The following is a 25,209-nucleotide window of genomic DNA, read 5'->3' on the forward strand; positions in this document are numbered from 1 at the left end:
GCAACGCACTGGCAAAGGAGACTCGACATGCGCTTCCAAATGACAGCTAGACGGGCTGCCCCTGGCCTAGCCATATTATTCGCATGTTTGACCACAGCAGCCGCCCTGGCGGCGCCAGAAGACCCGCCGATCGATCCGAACGATGCGCGCATCCTCTGGCGCTGGGTCGGCATCAGCACGAACCCTGAACAACCGTGTCCCGCGGCGTTCGGATGGGAAGAAGAACGTCTATTCGAGGATCCGGAACTGCCCGTGCCACCCCCAGGACTCGCCCGCTACTGCGTGTACGAGCTACCTGACGACACGCCCTTCAGCAACACGCTGCGCAACAACTTACAGGCGCTGCTTGGCAACGGCTCGCTCAGCGCCGTCGAACCCGACCAGATGGCGCTATCGGCGGAAGCTGAGGGCCAACTCCCGCCACGCCTATTCCGCCAGCTGAGTGAGCACTTCTTGCGCGAAGTCGGTCAACCGATCGATCCCCTGAGCTTCCCAGCCGACGGCGACTCGGTACGCCTGACCCTGCTCGACACCCAGCCCTCGGGCGCCAACCCCGAGCTGTTCACCCAATACACCTCAGCCCACGGCTATACGCTCGCCACGCTGATCGAGCGCATGATCTGCAACGGCGCGGCAGGCGACTGCGCAGCGGACGTGCGTACGCGCCTGACCTTGGGCAACGTGTGCTTCGATCAGCGCAGCAAGGATAGCGCCTGCCGCAACGGGCTCAACGGCGGCTGGTTCGGCGCCCAGACCGACCTCGCGCGCGCCATTCGTAACGAAGTGGCGGAGTGGACGAACGATACGACCCCGCGGGGGATGGGCGAACAGCAACACCTCATCCTCAATCTCTCCCTTGGCTGGAACCGGCGCTTTGGCGGCAACCAGGGCTTCAACGCGATGCCCCTTGCCGTGGCCGCCGTCTACTCCGCCCTGCAGGATGCGAGCTGCCGCGGAGCGCTCGTCTTGGCCGCGGCCGGCAATCAGCACGGCGGCCCTAACGAGCCCGGTGGCCCCATGTACCCAGCAGCGTGGGAGCAAAGGGCCGCACCGAACTTCCTCCAATGCCGTTTACAGCTGATCGAGCAGGGCGGCTACACACCGCCTTGGGCCTTCCCTTCACAACTCACCTCGCAGAACGACCGCCCCCTAGTGGTGGCCATCGGCGGCGTACGGGTCGACAACTCGATCATCTTCAATGGGCGACCGAACGGCGGAGAGCCGACCTTAGTGGCTTTCGCCGATCACGCCGCGACGGAGTCGCTGGCGATCCCCAACACGCCGACCATCACCCTCACGGGCACCTCCGTGGCGAGTGCCGTCGTGTCCGCCGCCGCCGCCGTCGCCTGGCGCTTCAAGAACGCGCTACCGACCAGGCAGCTGCTGGACCGCATCGCCCTCTCGGGCACGGACGTCGGGCGGGAAGCGGATTTCTGTCTCAACGGTCGGGGCGGCGGTGCCAACGCCTGCCCCAACCCTGTCCCCAACGTTCGGCGCGTCACCCTGTGCGCCACCATCGAGTGCGTGCGCGATGACAACTGCGCGGGGTCATACCCAAGCTGCCCCACGCCGATCCGTTTGGAACTCACGGGCGTGGACGACATCGCGCCCACCTCGGACTTTGCCACCATCACCGACACGCTCGTGGATCCGGGCTGCGACGGCATTGTTACCCACTACGACCCGTTGCAAGGGATCCCCGCAAACCCGTGCCTTGCAAAGCAGTACCACGGGATCAACTCGGTGCCTTGGGTGGACCCGCAGCCGGGCGACCTGCCCTGCCCCAACTGCTTCGTGCAGTTCATGAGCCCCGGCACCTTCTACTACGAGATCGACCCCCAGCTCGCCGAGAGCTTCACGGACATCACCCTCCAGTGCGGTAACGATGCATTCGTGCTGCCCTTCCCAACGCTCGATTCCTTGGACTTCGGTGCCATGGCCAACGTGAAGTGCCCGGTGGCCGAGCCGGTGCAGCTGCTGATGCGCGACAGTGGCGGGCGCACGCACATCTCACCCGTGCTGTACATCGACCCTATTACGCCGCCGAACCCGCAGTAGGCGGGGAAAAAAGGTCCGGCGCGGGGGGGAGCGCCAGACCGGAGAAAAAAACGCCTGGATGATCCGGGGTCCGCGCGCCCGCGAAGGTTGGCTGACCGGGGTGCCAATGAGAGCGCGCGGGGGACCATCCAGACGAACTGCGCAGGCGAAGTCCCGGTCACGCCTGCTTGATCCTTGAGGGAGGACGGACATCAAGCGCGATTCCGACTCCTTGTCCCTCTTGCCTAGTGGCCTTTCTATCGGGTTCTTCACACCCATCCTGATGAACGGTCGACTGGGAGAGACCCTACGGAGGCGTCGCAGGCGAAGGGGCATCCGCGTTATGACATATCCGTGGCCTGCTCGCGTCGGCAGCGCTGCTCGGCCTGGTCGACGATCGCCCGGTCGAACTCGATGGCCGAGTTAAAAAACAACCCGTTGCTGTACATGCGCTGCGAGCCGCGGAAGTAAGCGCGAAAGTTGGGAACATCCGCAAACAGGATAAGGCGACCACGTCCCACAGGCTCGGCGATCACCGCCACACTCCCGCCCAAACGCTTGGCGTTCTCGGGGGAGACGAACCCCGAGAGCACTGGTGCCTCCTCGTCGTACACGGCTACGTTCGCGAAACGATCCGCGACGCGACGAAAGCGCAGCTCTCCCTTGTGGAACATCGGTAACCGCTCGTCCGGCAGGCCAAAGGCCAGGGGGTGGGTCAGGTCGACTCGACTGGCCAAGATCGCCCCGGCGATACGCTCGCGCTGAAGCACTTCGGCGCGGTCCCCGTAGCTTGCTGGCAACCCTGACGGCGGCAACTCGCTCACTCTGAGGCGGGTGACGGGCTGCTCCGCCCACCACTTCGCCGCTCGACGCTGAGCGATCACCGTGCCGCCTCCGCACGCGTAGTCGCGCAAGCGCTCGCCAACCTGTGCATCAAGATCTTCGTAGTCGCCGTCTGCCATCAGCACGTGCGAGTACGCACGTAGCGATAAGCGCTCGAGTTGGTCGAGCTCGACGAGCGTGGTCGGCAGCCCTAGGCGCTTATCGGTGAGGTGCCAAATCTCCCCTACCTCGTAGGCGGACGTGCCTGGCCCCGCTAGCAGCAGCAACTTGGCCTTGCCGATGGCGGCGGTGCTGCGCCCCCCGAGGTCCGGGCCCACAGGGGTCAGGCCCGTGCTCAGGGCGTACACGTGGGCGCGCTCTTCATCGATGACCTGGGCGACGAGTTCATCGAGTGTCTTCCTCGACTTGCTTTGCGTCCCGATTAGCGCCACTACGGCGCCGCGCTCGAAGGCGATCATCTGACCGTCGACCTCAGCGCCAAATGGCTCGGTCATCACCCGCAGACGCAAGCCCTCGCGCAACCAGGTGGCGGCCGCTGGCGGGCTCTCGCTGCGCTGCCAATCGAGCACGTAGGCGACGGCCGTTGCCGAATCGCCGTGCAACGCCCCAGGAGCGAGGGGGCTCGTGCGAAGCACTCGCTCACCGCGGGCCGGTAGCGCGCTCACCCGCGTGACGTCGATATCGTAGGCGAGGTCCGCGTTCCACGCAGAGACGTCGTAGAAGGTGGGGTCCGCGAACTCGGTGACCGGTTCGAACAAGGTCTGGACGAGGCGAAATCGAATCTGCTCCGCAGGTACCAAGAAGGCGTGCTGCGGTGCCTGCGCCTGACGGAACACCTCGATGTCATGACCAGCGAGCAAGCGTGCGAGGGAGTAGCCTCGGTGCGGGTCACCCGGCGTCGAGAACACCCAACCACCGCCCGTCGCTTTGCCAGCGGCGAGCGCATCGCGCCGCGTGCTGCGTTGATGGATGGCCAAGGCTTGGCGGTTGGCTTGGGCACCTGCCAGCAGGGAGCGTGACGTGGCGAACTGGTTTCGAATCGCCTGCTTCAGGGTAACCGTCCCGTTCGGCGAGCGCTGCGCTAGGCCTCGGGCGCTCGCTTGCTCAAACAGGACGCCGACACTTCCCTGCAGGTCTGGGTAGGTCGATCCCTTGCCGTAGTAGAAGTCGTCGAAAGCCTCCCGCGTGAAATAGGGTTGGGCGAAGGCATCGAGCGCCCTGGCGTGAAACCGTGCGATCTGCGCCGTGAGTTCAACGGTGCGAGCAGAGGTGAGCGGGTTGTTCCGCGAGGGCACACCCGGCTGAAAGAAGTAGGTGGCCGATGTCCCCATCTCGTGGTAGTCGCCAACCACGTGCGGCAACCAGCGCTGGTACCACTCGACGCGCGACCGGGACTCCGGGTGCTGAAGCAGGAGCCAATCACGATTCAGGTCGAACCAGTAGTGGTTAGTTCTTCCATTAGGCCACGCTTCGCGATGCTCGCGATGATTCGGATCGCTAGCCTCGATTCGGTTGCGATGAGCATTAACCCAGCTGGTGAACCGCTGCATGCCATCAGGGTTGGCCGACGGCTCGATGATCACCACCGTATTTCCAAGATTTACTTCTAGCGCGTCGAGCGGCGCGGCGGCCAGATGGTATACCGTGTAGGTGGACGCGTGCGCACCGCTGGTCTCATTGCCGTGCACGGAGTAGACGAACCAGGCCACGAGGGGGCCTGGCGTCTCGGCCAGGCCGTCAGCGTAGGCCACGTGGGCACTGCGTAAGTCCTCCAGGCGAGCTAAGTTCTCGGGCGTGGAAATGATCGCCAACACGTGACGGCGCATCTCGTGCGTGCTGCCGATCTCGACCAATTGCACGCGCTCGCTAGCGCCCGCGACGGCCTCGAAGTAACGAAGCAATTCGTCGTGGCTGAGGTGTCGCTCACCCACCTCGAAACCAAAGACCTGTTCACCGGTGGGCACAGTCGTATCGTAGGTTACCGCTTCCGGCAGGGGGTTGGCGCAGGCGAAGGACGCCGCGCACGCCAGCGCAACAAAGGCCGAGCACGTGCTCGAGGGGGAAGTTCGGGGTGTCACTGCGGGCTCCTCGCAATCGAGGCCCGTGCGCGGGCCCCGCAACCGCAGAGCCTAACGCGATCAGCGCAAGGTGGGTCGCCGAGGCGACCGATCAATGGGTACCGTCAGGGCGCGGATGCGCGGTGCGAGCAGGCGAAGGCCTCGAGAGCCTTGCTGCGCGTTTTGAGCAGCTTCAACACGTCGCGCCAGCTGACCATGGGATCCACGCTACCGCCCGGGCGGTCATGATGGCAGCTACCTGCATCGCCCCCGCTCCAAGAGTGTTGGCCAGCTTTGGCGCCGGATTAGGACGCTCCTTCGACAGGCTGGATGCGCCGCGTCGCAGGGCTCCTGAGCTCCACGCCGGGTGGCGACTGCGTCACGCCCTCGCGCCTAGCCCGTCATCGCCTCCAGCTCCCTGCCCCGCGTCTCGCGCACCAACACCACGACGAAGACGGCGGAAATCGTGGCGCACAGGCAGTAGAACCCGTAAGCGCCGACCAGGCCGATGGTCGCCAACATGATCGGAAAGGTCATCGTGATCGCAAAGTTGGTGCCCCACTGCACGAATCCGCTCACGGCCAAGGCTGAGCCGCGTATCTGATTCGGGAACATCTCGCCAAGCATCACCCACATGACCGGCCCCCAGCTCATATTGAAGACGAACACGTAAGCGTTCGCCGAGACGAGCGCCAGCAGCCCCATGCGCTCGCTCAAGGCGAGCTGACCATCGCCGTCCACGGAAGCGGAGGCAAACGCGATGGCGACTCCAGCGAGGGTAACGGCCATGCCTATCGATCCTCCCAGCAGCAAGGGCTTGCGTCCGATGCGATCGATCGAGGCGATAGTCAGCAAGCACGCGATGATGCTGACCGCGCCGGAGACGATGTTGATGAGCAGGGCGTCACTCTCAGCGAACCCCACGGACTGCCACAGGACGGCACCGTAGTAGAACACCACGTTGATACCGACCAGCTGCTGGAAGGCCGCCAAACCAATCCCGGCCCAAACCAGTGTACGCACGCGACGGGTCGCCGGATCGATGAGATCCATTAAGGTGGGTGCGTGATGATCCTGGGCGAGGGAAGCTTCGATCTCCGTCACTTTCCGCGCAGCTTCCCCGGTACCGAATAAGCGTGCTAGCACACCGCGGGCGCGCTCCCGCTCGCCCCGGAGCATGAGATAACGCGGGCTCTCCGGAATGAGCAACAGGGCTAGCAGAAAGACTGCAGCTGGCAGGATTTCAACCCAGTACATCCACTGCCACGCGCGAAAGCCCAGCCAGAACTCCGCGGTCGAGGAACCCGCGACCAGCGCCAGCGCGTAGTTACTTACGAAGGCCACCGTGAGGCCGATGATGATCATGATCTGCTGCAAGCTGATCAAGCCGCCGCGGATGCGCGCTGGGGCTACCTCGGAAATATAGGCTGGGGCCAGCACGCTGGCAGCCCCGACCGCCAAGCCGCCGACGATGCGATAGAGCACGAACGCGAGGGACGACCCCGCCGCTCCAGACCCCCACGCACTGACCATGAAGCATGCGGCCGCCACCAGCAGGATGGCGCGACGCCCGAAACGATCGGCCAATCGACCCGCGCCAAAGGCGCCCGCGGCGCAGCCGAGCAGCATGGACGCCACGTTGAAACCGGTGCCGATACTGTTCGAGGCAAAGGCCTCGCGCAGGCCATCGACCGTGCCGTTGATGACGCCGCTATCGAACCCAAACAGAAAGCCGCCTATGGTGGCCACCAGGCAGATCAGGCCGACGTACCCAGGCTGGGCCTCCTCGCGCGCATCAGCGGCAGGGTTCGATGGATCGGTGACGGCCATAGTGCTCCCCTCTCGGCGCGGTAGTCAGAGCCCTCTATGTCGCATGGTTTACATCTCAATGCAAACTGAGAATCCACTTACCGCGCTGCAAAATAAGGGAAACTCGACAAGAAGGAACTTCTGCGCCACCATTCATTGAAAATTCTTGCAAGACGCCGACGAGCATTCCACCATGCGAAAACCCGCCCTCAGCTTTTGGCAGATTTGGAACATCTCCTTCGGCTTCTTTGGCATTCAGATCGGGTTCGCGCTGCAAAACGCCAACGTCAGCAGGATCTTCCAGACCCTTGGCGCCTCGATCGAAACCTTGCCAATCCTGTGGCTGGCCGGGCCCCTCACGGGCCTACTGGTGCAACCGATCATCGGCCATTTCAGCGACCGCACGTGGACGCGCCTCGGACGCCGCCGACCCTACTTCCTCGCTGGCGCCATTCTCACCACGCTCGCCCTGCTCATCATGCCGCTCTCGCCGTACTTGTGGGTGGCCGCTGCGACCCTGTGGATCCTCGATGCTTCGCTCAACGTGGCCACGGAGCCCTTTCGCGCCTTCGTCGGTGACATGCTGCCGAGCGAGCAGCGCACGCGTGGCTTTGCGATGCAGGCGTGGTTCATCGGCGTGGGAGCCACGCTGGCCTCGGCGGCACCCTGGCTCCTGACGAATCTCCTCGGCGTGAGCAGTGAAGCCCCGGAGGGGGTGGTTCCTGCCTCCGTTCGCCTGTCCTTCTTCATTGGTGCAGCGTTTCTATTTGCTTCGATCATGTGGACCGTGGTGAGTACCCGCGAGTACTCCCCCGAGGAATTGGCCAAGTTCCGCGAGCCGCCAAGTCAGTTTCGATCCGATGAGGATGTGTTCGATAAGCCGCCTCCCTGGACCTGGTTCATCAAGGCGGGCATCGCCTTTGCCGTGGCGGGCTCAGGGATCACGGCAGCTGTAGCAGCCCTCGAGGCCGATCGGCAGCTGCTGCTGATCGGTATTGCCATCGCCGCCACAGGCGTTGGTTTTCTGATCAACGCTTGGCTGCGCCGCGAAGGTCGCGACGACAATTTCTTTAGCCACATTCTCAACGATCTCACCACGATGCCACGAGTCATGCGGCAACTCGCTCTGGTACAGACCTTCACCTGGGGCGCCCTGATCACCATGTGGGTGTACACGACGCCGGCGATCACTGCTCACCACTTTGGCGCTGCCGAGGCCACCGCGCCGGGCTACAACGAGGGCGCAGACCTGGTGGGGCTGCTATTCGCCACCTACAACGCCGTAGCAGCCCTGTACGCTTTGATGCTACCCGCGCTAGCTAACCGTATCGGTCAACGCGCTGCCCACGCGGTGAGCCTGTGCGCAGGCGGCGCGGGACTCATTTCCTACCTCCTGATCAGCGACCCCGCTTGGCTGTTTCTCTCCATGGTAGGAATCGGCATCGCCTGGTCATCGATCCTCACGATGCCCTACGCCATCCTCTCCGACGCTCTTCCCGCGCGTAAGATGGGAGTGTACATGGGCATCTTCAACTTCTTTATCGTACTGCCGCAGATCGCCGTGGCGGGCCTGATGGGGCCGATCGTGCGCGATCTCCTCGACGGGCGTGCCGTGCTTGCGATCGTGACAGGTGGGGCTTCCCTGCTGATCGCCGCCGTCGCCACCCTGTTCGTGCGCGCAGCACCCTCGACCTCGGCACAAACCAACGTACAGACAGCATGAGCGGCAAGGCCTCCGACAAGAAATCGACCAGCCCCAACAAGGGCGGCAGCAATCCCTCGACACCTTCCGGCACTGTGACGCGACTGGAAGACCTCGCGCAGCTCGCCGGAGTCTCCATCGCCACCGTGTCGCGCGCACTAAATGACAGCCCCGCAGTTAACGAGAACACTAAGCGGCGAATTTGGACCCTCGCACGCAATCACAACTACCACTTCCGCCCGCACATGCCGGCGGTGCCGAGCGGCGCCGTGGCCACCATCGCCGTGGTCATCCCCCCGCCGCAGGGCCGAGAAGTGGGTTTGTACGATCCCTTCTACCTAGAGCTTATCGGCGGCATTGGCGAGGCGGCGCGCGAATCGGGCTGCGACCTACTGCTCTCACAAGCCTCGCCACGCAACTACGATGAACTCGCCGCCCTGATGGCGAGCAACCGCGCGGATGGCATCATCTTCCTGGGCCAAAGCTCGATGCACGAGCATCTGAATCGCCTCGCCACCCACGAACACCGCTTCGTGGTCTGGGGCGCCGAGCTGGCCGGTCAGCGCTACGGCTCCGTCGGTAGCGACAACCTGCGCGGCGGCCGACGCGCAGCCGCGCACCTGCTGCGCCTCGGCCGCAGGCGCCTGGCCTTCTGCGGCGATGTGGAAGCCCCCGAGATCTCCCAGCGCTACCGGGGCTACCGGCAAGCCCTGGAGGAGGCAGACCTGCCCCTCGATCCAGCCTTGGTCTCGCCGACTCACTTCGAGATCGAATCGGCGCAAAGCGCCGTCGATCGCATGTTGGCGCGTGAGGTCGACTTCGACGCGATCGTCGCGGCTAGCGACCAGATCGCCGTGGGCGCGGCGCGGGCCATCCAGCGCGCGGGCCTGCGCGTGCCCGATGACGTCTCCGTGGTGGGCTACGACGATCTCTATCTAGCGCGCTTCGCCAGCCCCGCCCTCACCACCGTGCGCCAGGACACGCGCAAGGCCGGGCGCCTGCTCGTGTCCAAGCTGCGCGATGCCCCGGACGCCGTCACCGTGCGCTCAGAGCGCCTGCCGACGGACTTGATCGTGCGCGAGAGCTGCGGCGCCTGAAGACCATGCGCCGCGCTCGCCGCTCAGCCCATGCGCTTGGCGATGAGGCCGCTCACCGGCGGAAGAAACGCCGGTAGCGCATCGTTGAAGGTCATTTCTTCGGCGTCGCCACCCATAGCGCCATGGCCCAGCACACACGCCCAACCCTCAGGCGCGACCGGCAACTCGTAGGCCGCGCTCGGGTCAAGGTTGAACAGGCACAGCACCCGTTCGCCCTGGTACTCACGGATGAACGCCAGCAGCGAGTCGTCCGCCACCGTGTCGATGAAGTGCGTCTCCCCCCAGCGCAAAGGGGCCGAGTCGCATCGCAGCTGCAGTAGGCGACGGGTGAAGTTAAGGGTGCTGTTCGCACCCGGCTGATCCTGCTGATCGATCGCCAAGGCCACGTGGCGCGGATCGACCGGCAACCACGGCGCGCCGTCAGTGAACCCCGCATTGGGCGCCTCCGCCCGCCAGGGCATGGGCGTGCGCGCGCTGTCCCGACCGAGCGTAGCCGGCCAGTTGGCGATGGCCTCAGGGTCCTGCAGGTACTCGAAGGGTACATTCGCCGTCGGCAATCCAAGCTCCTCGCCTTGGTACAGGAAGACGTTGCCGCGCATAGAGCACAGCAGAAGGAGCATCAGCTGCGCGTAGCGACCGGCGTCGACAGCGGGATCCAGGGGACACCAGCGGCTGATCGCCCGAGGCGCATCGTGGTTGGAGAAGGCCCACGACGGCCAGCCCTCGCCCGGCAAGCCGGGCCACGCCGCCGCCGTCTCGCGCACGAGCACAGGGGAAATCGCATCGGCGTAGAGGAAGTCAAAGCCGTAGGCCGAGTGCAGGCGCCGACCCTCGGCGGTGAACGCCTTCATCTCGCCCAAGGGCTCAGGTCCGCCTACCTCGGCGACGCTGAAGGCCCCATCGTAGTCTTCGAGCACCCCGCGAATGCGCTCCAGAAATTGCACGATGTCCGGGTGCGACTGGTTGCGTAGATGTTGCTGGAAGTCGTGGGGACGGCGGGCGAGCGCCCGACGCGTGGCATCCACCGGCGGATTGTCGCGCAGCTCCGGATCGTGCATAGAGAAGTTGAGAGCATCGAGGCGGAAGCCGTCGACACCTCGCCCAAGCCAGAAGCGCGCCACCTCCAGCACCGCATCCTGCACCTCGGGGTTGTGCAAGTTGAGGTCTGGCTGACTGGAGAGGAAGTTGTGCAGGAAGTACTGACCGCGGCGGCTGTCCCACGTCCACGCGCTGCCGCCGAACACGGACTGCCAGTTAGTCGGCGGTGTGCCATCCTCCTTCGGATCCGCCCAGACGTACCAATCGGCGCGGAGATTGTCGCGGCTGCACCGGCTCTGCGTGAACCAGGCGTGCACGTCGGAGGTGTGAGAGTACACCTGGTCGATGATGACCTTCAGTCCGCACCGGTGAGACTTCGCCACGAGCTCATCGAAGTCGTCCAGGGTTCCGAATACAGGATCTACCCCGCGATAGTCCGCCACGTCGTAACCGAAGTCGCGCATCGGTGAGGTGAAGAATGGTGATAGCCAGATGCCATCCACGCCAAGCGAGGCGATGTAATCGAGGCCGTCGATACACCCGCGAAGATCACCGACACCATCGCCGTTGGCGTCGCGAAAGCTGCGGGGGTACACCTGGTAGATGACGGCGCCACGCCACCACGGCTCGCGCTGCCTCTCAGTCATCGGCGGCTGCTCGCGGCGACCGTCGATGCGCAGATCGTGTAGGCGAATGGCGCGAGCCTCAGGGGGAGGCTCGCCGTCGCCTGCACCGCCTGCGGACACTCACCGTGGACCGCTCGCCATTCGCGAGACTCAGGCGCCACGGCCACACTCACCTCACGCGACTCGTTGCGCGTGTTTATCGCCACCAAATACTCCTCGTCGCCGTGGTGCCGGGACAGGGCCACCACACCGCCATCGAGCTCAGTGAGCCGCAGTACCTGCTGCCCGCGACGCAGGGTCGGGTGGCCATGGTACAGGCGCGCCATATGGGAGAGCGCTCGGTACAGAGGATGCTGTGAATCGAAGTTGTCATCGGCCGTCGTGCGTTCGGTGCCGAGCAGTTCGTTGTCGTTGTAGATGTCGACTCGACTCGGAAACATGTCTTCGCGGGCGTCCTGATCGTTGCCGTCGCTCACGAAGCCCTGTTCGTCGCCATAGTAGATCACGGGTACGCCCCGAGCGAAGAACAGGAGCGCATTCGCCGCCACCAGGCGACCGAGGAGCTCGCCCTCGCCGGCCTTGGGCAGCTGCTGGCGCAGAAAGCCGGCGAAGCGCCCCATGTCGTGATTGCCGAGGAAAGTCGGTAACTGCGCCGCCGTCTCAGCGCCGTTTCTGTACAGGGCATCGGCAGCGAACAAGCGAGAGAGTCGGTGGGTTGGCTGACCGTCCACCAGCACGTCTCGCACCGCGCGCTGAAAGGCGAAGTCCAGCACCGTGGGAAAGCCGCCGCTTCGAGTAAAGCGCGCCAGCGTGGCCGGATCCGGGTCGTAGACTTCACCAAAGATGTAGAAGTCATCGATCCCTAGGGTGGCTGCGTGCGCACGCATAGCGGGGTTGAACGCCCGCCAGAATGCGTCACCCACATGGCGTGCCGTGTCGATGCGAAACCCGTCCAAACGCAACTCGGTGATCCACTGCTGGTAGATCTCGATGAAGCCGCGAACAACGCGCGGATGCTCGGTCATCAAATCGTCGAGACCCGCGAAGTCACCGTAGCGAGAGTTCTCGCCCTCGAAGGTGGTCTCGCCGCGGTTGTGGTAGTAGCGCACGTCATTCAGCCATTCAGGCCGCTTCACGCCACGTTGCTGCGGCGGCACGTACGGGGTGTAGGCGTAATCGGGGCGATTGAGGCGGGCCCAATGCTCATCGGTCGCCCAGGCGGGGCCGTCCGCCATGAACCCATCGTTGATCGGCGCGCCGTCGGCCGCCCCGCGCGTGGTGTAAGGGTAATCGGCGAGGGAGCGGTAGGCACAGCGCCCCGTGGCGACCCGGTCGGCGCCGCGGTACTCGGGGTCGTGGCATTCACGGTACGCGATGACGTCGGCCGTGTGGTTGGTGATGATATCGGCGTAGACCTTCATCTCCCGAGCGTGGGCGGCGTCGACGAGCTCGCGCAGGGCCTCACGGGTGCCGAAGTGCGGATCGACATCGGTGAAGTCTGTAATCCAGTAGCCGTGATAGCCAGCGGACTCTTCCCCCGGCGCACCCTGCACAGGCCGGTTGCGATAGACGGGCGCCAGCCAGATGGCGGTGACGCCCAGGCCGGCGAGGTAGTCGAGGCGGCGCGTAACCCCCGCCAAGTCCCCACCGTGATAGAAGCCCTTGTGGGCGGGGTCGTAGCCGTGGCGCAGGGCATCGCCGGTTAGCCCCCCTCGGTTGTTCCGCGGGTCTGCGTCATCGAAGCGATCGGGCAGGAGAAAGTAAATCACCTCATCTTGGGGCAATCGCTCCGCCAGGGGACGCACGCCGTGCGCTCCGAGGTGACCGTCTGCTGCGACGTTCACATTCCAGGACAAGAGCAGCAAGCCCGAGAAGAGCGGCGCCGAGCCAAGCCAGCGCCTGGGTAATCTCGGCCCTGCAACCCTGTGCCATACGGCCAACTTCATTCGCCTATGCCTCGCTATTTTTCATCTGTTTGCAAGATTTTCTCGGCATGCCTGACACGAGCGCAGATCCACCCTCTTCCAGGCAAAAAACCCTTTCATTGTAGAACCATCACCGCTCCTGATGCGACAGTTCTTGTTGCACTGCAAGGTCTAGAGCGGCGGCTATCTAGGGCATTCAAAGCTCGAAGTTTGCAATCTGTCTGTAAACACTGCAATGATTTTCGGGAGCACGATGACTGGGTACGGGAGGTGCTGGTCGCCGCCCTAGGTCTTCGGTCAGCCGCACACCCCAACCCACCTGCTACGGGAGCCCCCCGATGCCGCCTCGCCTCGCTAGTTCGTCCTTGGCACTGCTGTTGGTGTTGACCGCGCTTGCGGCCCATTCACAGCAGGCGGGTTCCGCTCCGCTAGCGCCGGCGGAGCGCGCTGTCGTGCGCTCGCCGGATGGGCAGATCGTCGTCATGCTGGAGGCGGCGGACGGCAGGCCCGCCTACACGGTGTACTACCGAGGGGCCGAGCTGCTGGGCCGCTCTCGCCTCGGCTTGCGCTTTGCGCAACGCGCCGGGCTCGACGAGGGTTTTGTCTTAGGCGAGGTCACGCACCGTACGGAGCGCGGCGAATGGGAGCAGCCGTGGGGCGAGCGGCGCCTCGTGAGCTTCGCCTTCGCCGAGATCACGGCGCGCTTCGTCAGCGAGCGCAACGATGATCGGCACTTCGCCGTTCGCGTGCGGGCGTACGACGATGGCATCGGCCTGCGCTACCTCGTGGGTCCACAGGCAGTAGGCCCCTCAGCGCGAGTCACCGACGAGTTGACCGAATTCCGCGTACCGGGCGATGCGACCGCCTGGTGGATCGAGGCAGGTCTACCGAACCGACAGGAATACCTCTACCGCACGACGCCCGTGAGCGAGGTAACGCGAGCCCACACGCCCATCACTATGCGCACCAGCGACGGCGTGCATTTGTCTATCCATGAGGCCGCCCTCGTCGACTACGCGGGTATGTACCTGAAGCAGGTACGCGACGGCCAGTTCGAGGCAGAACTCTTCCCCTGGCACGACGGCACCAAGGTGCACGTGGAGGGTCCGTTCAAAAGCCCCTGGCGCACGATCCAGATCGCTCCCGACGCGCCCAGCCTCATTGACTCCGACCTGATCCTGAACCTGAACGAGCCTAATAAGCTCGGTGATGTCGGCGCTTGGGTAAAGCCCGGTAAGTACATCGGTATCTGGTGGGCGATGCACATCCGCGACCGCACCTGGGGCCGCGACGGCATCCACGGGGCGACCACGCAAGAGGCCATGCGCTACATCGACTTCGCCGCCAAACACGGCTTCGACGGAGTGCTTATCGAGGGCTGGAACCTAGGCTGGGATGGGGACTGGTACCACAACGGGGACGTGTTCAGCTTTACCGAGCCCTACCCGGACTTCGACATCGAGGCGATCACCCGCTATGGCCACGAGCGCGGTGTAAGGCTTATCGGCCATCACGAGACCTCCGGCAACGTGAGCAACTATGAGGCACAGCTGGAAGCGGCCTTCGCCCTGTACGCGAAGCTGGGCGTGCGCCAAGTAAAGACCGGCTACGTGGCAGACGCGGGAGACATCAAGCGTCTCGACATGCAGGGTATCGCCCGCTACGAGTGGCACAACGGTCAATTCATGGCGCGCCACCACCTGCGCGTTTTAGAGAGTGCCGCGCGCCACAGAATCTCGATCAACTCTCACGAGCCCATCCGCGATACGGGCCTTCGCCGTACCTACCCGAATTGGTTGGCTCGGGAAGGGGCGCGCGGCCAAGAGTACAACGCATGGGGCATCCCACCGAACCCACCTGAACACACGGCGATCCTGCCGTGGACACGCATGCTATCGGGTCCGATGGACTTCACCCCGGGCATTTTTGAGCTGCGACCCAACGAGCAGCCACCGGTCGATCCATCCATGCCGCGGCCGGACACGCGCAGCCGCATCGAGACGACGCTCGCCAAGCAGCTCGCCCTGTACGTGGTGCTGTACAGCCCCATTCAGATGGCCGCTGATCTCCCCGAGCACTACGAGGCACGTCCGGATGCGTTTCAATTCATCGAGGACGTGCCAACTGATTGGGAGCAGAGCATTACGCTTGCAGGCGCCGTGGGCGACTACATCGCGACGGCCCGCCGCCAGCGCGGCGGCGAGGACTGGTTCATCGGCGCGCTCACCGATGAGCACGCCCGGTCACTCAGCCTAAGCCTGGACTTCCTGAAGGACGGTGCGCGCTACACGGCGCAAATCTACCGCGACGGCGCCGACGCGCACTGGGAGCACAACCCGACATCTCTCGCGGTGGAATCCCGCGAGATCCGTCGGGGAGACGTGCTGCGCTTGCCCCTCGCCGCCGGCGGCGGCGCAGCCGTGCGCCTTCGCTACGACGGTCGCTGAGCGCAATCGGTCGGGACCGACGGACGCCGTAGCACTTCAGGTTGCCCTGGGCGGCTCGGTGGTGTCTGCGGGGCGGGCCAGCTCACCGCAGTCCGTTTCGGGCCACCCGCTTGCCCCTTTTCTCCACCGCGATCGCTAAGTACAGTGCGTCGGGTTCACATCGAGGCTGGAGACAGATGTCAGGGTGGATGAACGCCGTCGGGCGCCTGGCCCAGCGCTGGCAGAGCTGGGCGCTGGTGATCGCAATTTGCGTGGCCCTGGAAGCAGGCGCCGTCTACTACCAGGAAGCGCTCATGTACTTCCCGTGCGAGCTGTGCGTTTACACGCGGGTCTGGATCGCCGCCATCGCCCTGCTCGCCCTGCTCGGCCTGCTAGTGCGCAAGCGACGCTGGCCCACGCGCGCCGTACTGATCGGCGAGATCGCCTTGTGCCTTGGTCTCGCGGGTGTGGTGTGGAAGTTGCTCGCCCTAGACTACGGCTTCGCCGAGGCCGGCGCCTGCAACCTCTACGCGCAGTTTCCGAGCTGGGCGCCTCTCGATGAGTGGCTACCCGTGCTGTTTCGCGTGCAGGCCACCTGCGCAGAGACGCCCGAGGTACTCTTCGGCCTGTCGATGGGGGATGGCCTCGCCGCGATCACCATGGCCTTTTTGGCCGCCTTCGGCGCAGGCCTGATCGGTAGCTTCGGCGGGGGGCGCGCGAACACCGCTACCTAGACGTCGGCGCCTGGCGCCTCAGGGCTCCGCCTCCCCACTGACGGCAGCCGTCGCAACCTCACTGCGCCTATCGAAGGTCTCTACCACTGCTGCCAGCGGCCGCCCGTCGCGGCGATCCACCAACAGCGCTATGTCACGCCCTCGCGCCTTGCAGGCGAGGTAGGCCACATGCGATGCGCTACCGAGCCGCCGCGTCACCCGTTCCACCTGGCGCGCCGGGCCCGGGCCGATCTCCACCAGCGCCTGCACCGGACGCATCTCACTAGCGATCAGATCCATTCGATCTTCGTAGGGTTGCCAAAAGGCAGGATCGAGGTGGAGCGAGCGTCGCTCACCCATGAGAATGGCGGCGACGATGGCCGTGCGCTCCCGCGGATCCTCAGGCAGCGGTGCCACCAGCAGGCGGGGCCCACGCCAGGGCTTGCGCGCCAGGGCGGGATCAGGCAACGCGCTGACATCGACGTCGCGATACGCCAACACCTCGAAGTGATCACCTGAGTACACCATGAAGTACGGCCGCTCCTGGTGGAGGGTGAAACTACCGTAGGACAGGGCGGCGACCTGGACCAAGGCGACCACCGTCATGTCTAGCGTGAGGCTGCGCTTGGCGGGGTCGAAGACGATCAGCGTGAGCATGGGCCCGAGCACCAGGTCGACCAGGACCAGCATCTTGACCACCTGCCAAACCTCCATCGCTTGGAAGTACGGCGCGGGATACCAAGCGACTAGCGCCAGCGTGAGCACGGCCCCTACGATGAGGCTGCTCAGGGACAGGTGCACGATAAACGCGCGGAGCTTTGCTTTCCAGAGCATGAGAAACCCCCAGCGGACAGTATCGTAGATCGGGAAAATGGCGTCCTTCACAGGTGCCGCGACCGGCGCGGCTTACACTCCTGAGTGCTTGGGCCGGCGCTCTAGGCCACTAAGCTATCGGCGTTGCTCACCGAGTAGCCTAAGCGCTCGGCGTGGTGCCTCAGGGCAGGTAACCACGGCGCGAGCGACGTTGCGTAGCGGCGCCAGCGCCCAACGGCACTCGTGTAAATCGGCTTTACCGCCTGGTCGAAGCTAGCCGTCTGGATACCGCGCTCGGCGGCGTGGCGATGATAGTCAAGCACGGACGGATCCCAAGGCAGACCGAGGAACGCCATCACCTTGCGCGCCTCTCTTTCCGGATCGCTGACCAGATCTTCATAGCGCACCGCTTGGCGGCGCTGGAACGGCAGCATGCGCGCGAAGCGCTCATCGCAGTCCATCACGGTGTTGTACAGAGCTACCGTGCTGTCCATGGAGAGGAAGCAGCACATGGCCTCGTTCAGCCCAAAGTGCTGTGCGAAGGCGCTGAGACACACGTCAGCTGGGTGGCGGCGTGAGTCGAGCACAGGAGCGTTGGGCATCAGACGGGCGAGCAGCGGCAGGTGGAGGGTCCACAAGGGATTCTTGTCCACGTAGAGGTGTCCGTCGCGAGGAGGACCGCTGTAGGTGGCGAGGGTCGAGAGGTAGATAGGCCGCAGCTTCACGGCCAGATCATCGTCCAACTGATCCAGACACGCCGGGTATCCGCCGGGCAACTGGTCCAAGATCGCGATGATGTTGGACAGCGTATCGGCCTCGGACACAACCGTGACGTTCGGATGGCTGTCCAGCACCTGGTCCAACAAGGTGGTGCCGGACCTGGGGAACCCAACCTGCCAGACCACCTGCGGCTCCCCGGGTGCCTCTTCACGTGCCCAGTGCGAGTAGTCCTCGCCCGCGAGCCCCGTCAGCAGTCGCTTGGCCTTCGCCAGATAACCATCCACCTTGCGCTGCACGCCTACGCTCGTGCGCAGGTGGTAGCTGTTGGCCGACGCGTGGGCCTCGAAGGCTGCCGCGCAGTGGCCCGCCTCGTCCAGCAATCGGCCGAACAGATGTGCCCACCTAGGAAAGAAGATCTCTTGCTCGGAAGGTCGCGGTGCCTCTTCCATGACCCGAAGCGCTTGCGCTAGCGCTCCACGCCGCTCGAGGAGCAGCGCCTGAAGAAAGTGACGGATGGGATGGCTCGGGTGATGAGTGATTAATTTTGATAGCCAATTATCCATATCCTCGTGGCGCTGACGCTTCTCATCGGCATAAAACAAGCAGATGAGCGCATCGGCATGGGTGGGATCGGCTTCGACGGCGCGGCAAAAGGCCGCCCGGGCCTGCTCGCGGCGACCGAGCACCTGCAGACAGGTGCCAAGGCCATACCAGGCTTGCGCATCATGCGGACTCGCATCACACGCACGCTGCCACCACTGGTGCGCATCGACCAAGCGGTTCAGCGCTGTGTTGCATTGAGCGATCTTCTTCAGGGTGATCGCACTGTCAGGGCGCTTCGCGCAAAGCTGCTCGAGAATCCGCAAGGCGCGCTCGTACTGGCCAGCCTCCATCTGCCGCAAGGCGGCGGCCATCGAGACGCCGCGCGCCTGCACGCTGGCGTCGGCGCCCGCGTGGCGGGCGGCGCGGGGTGACATGCTGGATTTTCGTCGATCGCCCTTGCCCATCGTGGCCACTTATGTCGAACGGCCGTAGAGAATAGTGGGTGGCGGCGAGTGCGGTCGCGGGCCTGGTTCTCCTTTCCCGGTAGGCATTGGTATGCCGCGAGGAAACGCCTCACCCCGACCGCAGCGCGTAATCGATGGGATCGCTCGCCCTAGTGGACCACTGGAAAGGGATCCTATTGGCCCTTCAGCGACCGCTCTTCGACCTCCTAAGGTCGGGCACGAGCGCAATCGCGAGTTGCAACCAACTCGCTCGTTTGTCGGGGCTCGCCCAGCCATGCCCCGATCTGAGTGCGGGCCGCGACGAGCCAGTACTCCCAGGATCGAGGTGATCTCATGACCCTACGCCACCTATGGATTCTCCAAGCCCTTTGCGCCGTGCTGCTGCCAAGCACAGCGCTCGCCAGCCCCATCCCCCTGCTTAGCCCCGCTTGCGAGGCTGCCTTGGCCCTGAGCGCCGCACCCGAGCACCTGCGAGCGCAGGCGGGAGTTTGGGTGCTCACAGATAAGGGATTTCACGAGGCCCGAAAGACTCGAAACCACTTCACCTGTGTGGTGAACCGCGACGATCCACGCGTCCTGAAGCCCACCTGCTACGACGCGGAGGGCACCCGCACCATCCTGCCGAAGGTGCGCTGGATCGGCGAGGCACTCCTGGCCGGTCGATCAATGCAGGACATTCGGGAAGAAGTGCGCGCGGGCTTCGCCAGTGGGCGCTTCGAGCGCGTCGAACGCCCGGGCGTGGCCTATATGCTGAGTCGCTACAACCGTCCGGTGAATCGGCAAACGGGCTCGCTCGGGTTCTTCCCGCCCCACGTGATGTTCTACGCCCCGGACCTTACCAACGCGGACATCGGCCACGACATGCGCTTTCACAACCCGGCGCAACCGCTGCCGATGATCGCCTACGGCGGTCCCCACGGTTACATGCTCATGATCAGCAGCGACGGTCAGCCCCGCGCGCGCAGCGACCTCGACGCCTCCTGCCCGGACTGGGTGTTCGACGAATGAGCGGCTGACCACCTATCGCCTTGCCAGGGGGAGCAGTGGCTGGTAGAGCTGCCAGCACCACCTCACTGCCGTCGCTGGAGATCACCCCTTGTCTCAACCGCTAGCCCGCTGGTCCCCAATCGCGCTGTTTTCGCTGCTGAGCGCTGCCCTGTGCGACGCCTCCCTAGCGCAGGACGCGCGAGGCCAATCGCCCGAACCTAGGCCGAGCCCCGTAGAGGTCATCGTCGAGCGCTACCTCGAGAGCTGGTTCGAGACCTTCCCGATCCGCTCTACGAGCGCCGGTCGCCACGACCGCGACGGCGAACTGGACCGCCTCGACCGCGAGAGCCGCGCGGCGTGGGTCGCCGTCAATCGCCGCACGGGAGCGGCGCTGGACGCTCTGCTCGCTGACCCGGAGCGACTCTCCTTCGACGACCGCGAGGACGCGAAGCTGCTGCGCCGGCGCATCGAGCGGGTGCTATTCGATTGGGTGGATCAGCGCGAACCCGAGCGCAACCCGCTGTTCTGGTCGGGCCGAATGGCCAACGCGGTGGTGTTCCTGACCGTACGCGAGGATCGTCCCGCCAACGAACGGCTCGCGGCAGCAAGCGCGCGGGCGCGCCAGATGCCGCGCCTGGTTGCCGCTGCGCGCTCGGCACTCGGCACCCGCCCCGAGGAGATCCCGCCAGAGTGGCTAGCGGCGGCAACCGCTCAGACCCGACGAGCCGCTGATTTCTACGCCGATGGACTCGCCCGCGTCGCTGCCGCCCAGGCCCCTGCACTGGAGGACGAGGCACGCCGCGCCGGCATCACGGCCACGGGCGCCCTTACCTACTTCGCCAACTACTTGGACTCCCTGAGCGACGTCGCGAACGGCAGCGTGCGCCTCGGCACGCAGGCCTACGCCCACAAGCTCGCCCTGTTTTCCGACCGCAGCACCCCGCCCGCACAGGTGCTGGCACGAGCCGAAGCGGCCTTGGTGGCCAAGCGCGAGGAGACGGCCGCCTACGGCCGCAGCGTGTGGCCGCAGCTGATGGAAGGCGTGCCACCGGCCGATGACATCGAGGTGGTACGCGCCTTGTTCCGCCGCGTGGGTGATGATCATGCCAGTACTGTCGAGGAGTTCGTCGACGACTTCATTGGACTTCTGGAAGAGAGTGAGCAATGGGTGCGCGAGCGCGAGCTAATCACCCTCCCTGACCCTCTGACCGTGGCGACGCGCCGCTCGCCTGACTACTTCGCCGGTCAGGGCGTGGGCGGCGTGTACGCGGCAGGACCCTACGCACCGGACGCGGATACTCTGTTCTACCTACCCACGCCGCCGCCACAGCTCAGCGATGCCCAGCGCGAGGCCTTCTTCCGCGACTTCAACGATCACTTCAACCGCATGATTACGCCCCACGAGATGATTCCCGGTCACTACCTCCAGCTGAAGATTGCCGCCCAACAGGAGCGTAAGGTAAGAGCACTATTTGGCGATGGCGTGTACGTGGAGGGGTGGGGCACCTTCAGCGAACGCCTGATGCTCGATGAAGGCTGGGGCGACCCCCTGGACCGCCTGGCCCATCTGAAGAAGCAGATTGAGAACATCGCGCGCACGATCATCGATATCCGAGTCCACACCAGCGACGTCACCCGCGACGAGGCGGTTAAGTTCGTGCAGGAGCAAGCGCTGCAGGAGGCGCACTTTGCCGGCAACATGTGGAACCGCGCGATCACCACGAGCCCGCAGCTCACCAGCTATTGGCTAGGCTACGAGCAGCATCAGGCACTGTTCCGCGAGGTACGCGAGGCCTTCGGCGAACGCTTCGTACTGCGCGAGTACCTCGATGCGGTGGTAGCCCACGGCGGCCTGCCCGTCAGCGCTTACCGCGAGCTGTTGCTCGGCCCACTCGTGCCGCCGAGCGGTACTCAGTAGAACTGTAGATCCGATGCGTAGCGGAGCTCGTAGCCGAGCTCGATAAGCTCCTGCTCCAGCTGATCAAGGGCCGCTGGCGGGATGAACAGGTAGGTACCGTTTGCCGGTGTCGACTCTAGAATGGCCACGCGCTCGACGACGTCGAGCACCAGCATGTCGAGGTAGTTCGACATCTCCTGCTGTAGCCACATGGGGTAATCCCCCTCCACGTAACCTGGCAGCAGCTCAGGGTTGAATGGAGCATTCGGAGCCGGCAGTCCCTTCATGCTGGCGCCGTGTTGCACCATGTAGCCCATGATGGCGACGTATTCTCCCGGCGGCAGTGCGACCCGAAACTCGGCCCAAGTTCGCGAGCTGTTGATCGCGTCGTGGATGCGCGCCACGTAGCGCGCCAGACGCGGAGGCGCTAAGACGATGCCGCCGTTGGCGGGGGATTCGCGATAGAGCAATAGTTGGGTCATCGACTGAGACTGAGCGTTGGAGCTATCGCTTGATGGTGCATCGAATAGGCGCGACGGGCAACGCACGCGGTGTATTCCCCGGCGACCTGCACACCGGTGGTTGGATCAGCCCGCGCGAATTGGTCAGAATGCCGGCCCCAGGTTACTCGATGGAGCGCGACCCGCGATGCCCCCAACGCAGCCAACGCCCGACTTGCATGCGGTGCGCAAAGATCCGCGCTTCCGTGAATTGGTACAAAAGCGACGGGCCCTCAGCGCGCGCTTGACACTGATCATGTTCGCGATCTACTTCGGCTTCGTGCTGGTGGTGGCGTTCGCCCCCAGCGTCTTCGCCATCCGTCTCGGCAGCGGGGTCATGACCCTAGGTATTCCCGTGGGCCTCGCGGTCATATCGGCAGCCTTCGTTCTAACTGGCGTGTACGTGGCACGGGCCAACGCCGAGTTCGATCAACTCACGCGCGCCATACACAAGGTGCGCCCGTGATACCTAACCTGCAAAGGCCGCTTACGCGGTTCGGCCTTCTGCTTGCACTGATCGCCTTGGGCACGAGCCCGATCGCGGCCTACGCTGCGGAGCTTGCGGTGGATGGCGAGCGCCAGCCGGTTAACGTGGCCGCCATTGCGATGTTTCTCGCCTTCGTGCTCTTTACCCTTGGCATCACATACTGGGCCGCTCGCCAAACCAAATCGGCGGCGGCCTTCTACTCGGCCGGCGGCGGCATCACAGGGTTCCAGAACGGGCTCGCGATCGCTGGGGATTACATGTCCGCCGCCTCGTTCCTCGGTATCTCCGGCTTGGTGTACGCCTCCGGCTTCGACGGGCTGATCTACTCCATCGGCTTTCTCGTCGGCTGGCCGGTGATCCTGTTTCTCATCGCCGAGCCCTTGCGCAACCTCGGCAAGTACACCTTCGCCGACGTCGCCTCCTTTCGCCTGCGCCAGGCGGAGATCCGCGTGTTCGCGGCCGCAGGCTCGCTAGCCACCGTCGCCCTCTACCTGATCGCGCAGATGGTGGGTGCGGGCAAGCTCATCGAACTGCTCTTCGGCTTGCCGTACGCATACGCGGTAGTCGTGGTCGGGGTGTTGATGGTGATCTACGTGACCTTTGGCGGCATGATCGCTACCACCTGGGTGCAGGTTGTGAAGGCGTGCTTGCTGCTCTCAGGGGCCACGTTCATGGCCGTGGCCGTGCTCTGGCAGTTTGGCTTCTCACCGGAAGCGCTGTTCGCGGAGGCGGTCAACATTCATGAGAAAGGCCAGGCCATCATGGAGCCGGGCGGCCTGGTCTCAGATCCCATCTCGGCGATCTCCCTTGGCATCGCCCTCATGTTCGGCACCGCGGGCCTTCCGCACATTCTGATGCGCTTCTTCACCGTAGGCGATGCCAAGCAGGCGCGGCGCTCAGTGTTCTACGCCACGGGCTTCATCGGGTATTTCTACATCCTCACCTTCGTCATTGGATTCGGTGCCATCGTGCTGGTGATGGGCAACCCACAGTACTTCGACGCGAACGGCCTGATCGGCGGCACCAACATGGCCGCCATCCACCTGAGCGATGCGGTGGGCGGCTCCCTGTTCCTGGGCTTCATCTCCGCCGTGGCCTTCGCCACCATCCTCGCCGTGGTCTCAGGCCTAACCCTCGCTGGCGCCTCCGCGATTAGCCACGATCTCTATGCCTCCGTGATCAAGCGCGGCCAGGCGGATGAAAGAGAAGAAGTGCGCGTGTCACGCATCGCCACGGTGGTCCTCGGCTTCGTGGCCATCGGCCTGGGCATACTCTTTGAGCAGCAGAACATCGCCTTCATGGTCGGACTCGCCTTCGCCATCGCAGCCTCCGCGAACTTCCCGATCCTCTTTCTCTCAATGTTCTGGTCAAGGCTCACCACCCGCGGCGCCCTCATCGGCGGGGTCACCGGCTTGGCGACCGCCCTCGCCCTAGTGATCCTCGGGCCAACGGTGTGGGTGTCCGTGCTCGGCTTCGATGAGCCTGTCTTCCCCTATCGCTACCCGGGGCTGTTCTCCGTGTCGGCAGCCTTCCTGGTCACCTGGCTGGGGTCGATTACGGACCACTCCGAACGGGCGGCAACGGATCGGGCCGGATTCGAGGATCAGTTCGTGCGGGCACAGACCGGCATCGGCGCCTCGGGGGCATCGGAGCACTGAGATATCCGCGGAGCCTGAGCAACCATTCCCCCACGGCCCGCATCGCCGTGCATGGCGCCTGGCAGGTCGCTACGATGCTGACGAATTCTGGCTGCAACGGGACCCATGAGCGACATCGGAACGACGAACAGGAACATCTCTGAGCGCCACGCTGCCCCGACGGGGCTTGGCGCGGAAGCGGCCCGCTACAGCGTAGCCGAGGAGGTGGCCAACAGCCTTACCCACGGCCTGGGGCTGCTGCTTGGGATCGCGGCACTGGTGTTACTCGTGGTGTTCGCCGCGCGCTTCGCCACGGCCACCGCCGTGGTCGCCGCAAGCATCTACGGCGCCACCATCATCGTCTTGTACGGCACCTCCACCCTCTACCACGCCTTACCCAAGGGGTCGGCAAAGCGTGTATTCGAGGTGCTCGACCATTCGGCCATCTTCCTGCTCATCGCGGGCACCTACACGCCCTATGCTTTGGTGAAGGTGCCGGGCGCCTGGGGCTGGTCGATCTTCGGGATAATCTGGGGCCTCGCGGTGCTCGGCATCACCCTAGAAGCGGTACTGCGCAGCCGTGGACGTACGGTGCAGCTCGGCCTGTACCTGGTGATGGGCTGGTTAGTCCTCATCGTGATCAAGCCGTTGATCGCTGCCATGCCCACCGCCGGCATGGTGCTACTCGCGGCGGGCGGAGTGTTCTACACGCTAGGCGTCGTGTTCTACCTGTGGCACTCCCTGCGCTTTCATCACGCCATCTGGCACGTGCTGGTGCTGGCAGGCAGCCTTTGCCACGTCTTCTCCGTGCTGCTCTACGTGGTGGGGCCCTACGCAGCACCTTAGGAGCGTCGCTGCCAGCCGAGCCCTCACGCGCGGCTGAGCGCC

The 25,209-nt window shown here is 64.7% G+C and carries 17 protein-coding genes; 10 read left to right on the forward strand and 7 right to left on the reverse strand.

Annotation, left to right across the window (positions count from 1 at the left end; translation table 11 throughout):
* Positions 1–87 precede the first annotated feature (87 nt).
* Positions 88–2,058 carry a S8/S53 family peptidase gene (locus AAGA68_05310; protein ID MEM9384458.1) on the forward strand — a complete coding sequence of 657 codons (1,971 nt, stop codon included), beginning with the start codon at positions 88–90 and terminating at the stop codon, positions 2,056–2,058.
* A 320-nt stretch (positions 2,059–2,378) separates the two neighbouring features.
* On the opposite strand, the gene AAGA68_05315 is transcribed toward AAGA68_05310, so the two are convergent.
* Complete coding sequence (locus tag AAGA68_05315; protein ID MEM9384459.1) at positions 2,379–4,958, reverse strand: M14 family zinc carboxypeptidase; 2,580 nt, start codon at positions 4,956–4,958, stop codon at positions 2,379–2,381.
* Positions 4,959–5,330: 372 nt separating this feature from the next.
* Positions 5,331–6,767, reverse strand: a complete 1,437-nt coding sequence (locus tag AAGA68_05320) for a sugar porter family MFS transporter (protein ID MEM9384460.1) — start codon at positions 6,765–6,767, stop codon at positions 5,331–5,333.
* A gap of 172 nt (positions 6,768–6,939) precedes the next feature.
* On the opposite strand from AAGA68_05320, the gene AAGA68_05325 reads away from it, so the two are divergent.
* Together AAGA68_05325 and AAGA68_05330 are read left to right on the forward strand one after the other, a co-directional pair.
* Positions 6,940–8,469, forward strand: coding sequence for an MFS transporter (locus AAGA68_05325; protein ID MEM9384461.1), 1,530 nt, complete (start codon positions 6,940–6,942; stop codon positions 8,467–8,469).
* Positions 8,466–9,545 (forward strand): LacI family DNA-binding transcriptional regulator, encoded by a 1,080-nt coding sequence (locus tag AAGA68_05330; protein ID MEM9384462.1) that lies wholly within the window; start codon positions 8,466–8,468, stop codon positions 9,543–9,545. The genes AAGA68_05325 and AAGA68_05330 overlap by 4 nt, the downstream gene beginning before the upstream one ends.
* A gap of 23 nt (positions 9,546–9,568) precedes the next feature.
* Here the strand turns inward: AAGA68_05330 and AAGA68_05335 are convergent, their stop codons facing one another.
* A complete protein-coding gene (locus AAGA68_05335) occupies positions 9,569–11,230 on the reverse strand; it encodes an alpha-glucosidase (protein MEM9384463.1) in 1,662 nt (553 codons plus the stop codon).
* Positions 11,227–13,155, reverse strand: a complete 1,929-nt coding sequence (locus tag AAGA68_05340; GenBank protein ID MEM9384464.1) for an alpha-amylase family glycosyl hydrolase — start codon at positions 13,153–13,155, stop codon at positions 11,227–11,229. The genes AAGA68_05335 and AAGA68_05340 overlap by 4 nt, the downstream gene beginning before the upstream one ends.
* A gap of 317 nt (positions 13,156–13,472) precedes the next feature.
* Here AAGA68_05340 and AAGA68_05345 point away from each other — a divergent pair, with 317 nt between their 5' ends.
* Together AAGA68_05345 and AAGA68_05350 are read left to right on the forward strand one after the other, a co-directional pair.
* Entirely contained in the window at positions 13,473–15,581 is a 2,109-nt protein-coding gene (locus AAGA68_05345; GenBank protein ID MEM9384465.1) for a glycoside hydrolase family 97 protein, read from the forward strand.
* 176 nt (positions 15,582–15,757) lie between these two features.
* Positions 15,758–16,294 (forward strand): disulfide bond formation protein B, encoded by a 537-nt coding sequence (locus AAGA68_05350; protein MEM9384466.1) that lies wholly within the window; start codon positions 15,758–15,760, stop codon positions 16,292–16,294.
* A gap of 18 nt (positions 16,295–16,312) precedes the next feature.
* On the opposite strand, the gene AAGA68_05355 is transcribed toward AAGA68_05350, so the two are convergent.
* Positions 16,313–17,158 (reverse strand): hypothetical protein, encoded by an 846-nt coding sequence (locus AAGA68_05355; GenBank protein MEM9384467.1) that lies wholly within the window; start codon positions 17,156–17,158, stop codon positions 16,313–16,315.
* A gap of 50 nt (positions 17,159–17,208) precedes the next feature.
* Positions 17,209–18,783: a sulfotransferase gene (locus AAGA68_05360; protein ID MEM9384468.1), complete on the reverse strand. Its 1,575-nt coding sequence runs from the start codon at positions 18,781–18,783 to the stop codon at positions 17,209–17,211.
* Positions 18,784–19,146: 363 nt separating this feature from the next.
* On the opposite strand from AAGA68_05360, the gene AAGA68_05365 reads away from it, so the two are divergent.
* Complete coding sequence (locus AAGA68_05365) at positions 19,147–19,821, forward strand: hypothetical protein (GenBank protein ID MEM9384469.1); 675 nt, start codon at positions 19,147–19,149, stop codon at positions 19,819–19,821.
* Between the two features lie 88 nt (positions 19,822–19,909).
* Entirely contained in the window at positions 19,910–21,718 is a 1,809-nt protein-coding gene (locus AAGA68_05370; GenBank protein ID MEM9384470.1) for a DUF885 family protein, read from the forward strand.
* Here the strand turns inward: AAGA68_05370 and AAGA68_05375 are convergent.
* On the reverse strand, positions 21,712–22,179 hold the full coding sequence (locus tag AAGA68_05375; GenBank protein MEM9384471.1) for a hypothetical protein: 468 nt from the start codon (positions 22,177–22,179) through the stop codon (positions 21,712–21,714). The two genes, AAGA68_05370 and AAGA68_05375, sit on opposite strands and share 7 nt — an antisense overlap.
* Positions 22,180–22,345: 166 nt before the next feature.
* Between AAGA68_05375 and AAGA68_05380 the strand changes: the two genes are divergently transcribed.
* The 3 genes from AAGA68_05380 to AAGA68_05390 all read left to right on the forward strand — a co-directional run bounded on the left by AAGA68_05380 (position 22,346) and on the right by AAGA68_05390 (position 25,167).
* Entirely contained in the window at positions 22,346–22,663 is a 318-nt protein-coding gene (locus tag AAGA68_05380) for a DUF485 domain-containing protein (GenBank protein MEM9384472.1), read from the forward strand.
* A 47-nt stretch (positions 22,664–22,710) separates the two neighbouring features.
* Positions 22,711–24,342 (forward strand): cation acetate symporter, encoded by a 1,632-nt coding sequence (locus tag AAGA68_05385; GenBank protein MEM9384473.1) that lies wholly within the window; start codon positions 22,711–22,713, stop codon positions 24,340–24,342.
* A gap of 105 nt (positions 24,343–24,447) precedes the next feature.
* A complete protein-coding gene (locus AAGA68_05390) occupies positions 24,448–25,167 on the forward strand; it encodes a hemolysin III family protein (protein MEM9384474.1) in 720 nt (239 codons plus the stop codon).
* The last annotated feature ends 42 nt before the right edge of the window (positions 25,168–25,209 follow it).

The sequence above is a fragment of the Pseudomonadota bacterium genome, assembly GCA_039193195.1.
Classification (GTDB): domain Bacteria; phylum Pseudomonadota; class Gammaproteobacteria; order Steroidobacterales; family JBCBZW01; genus JBCBZW01.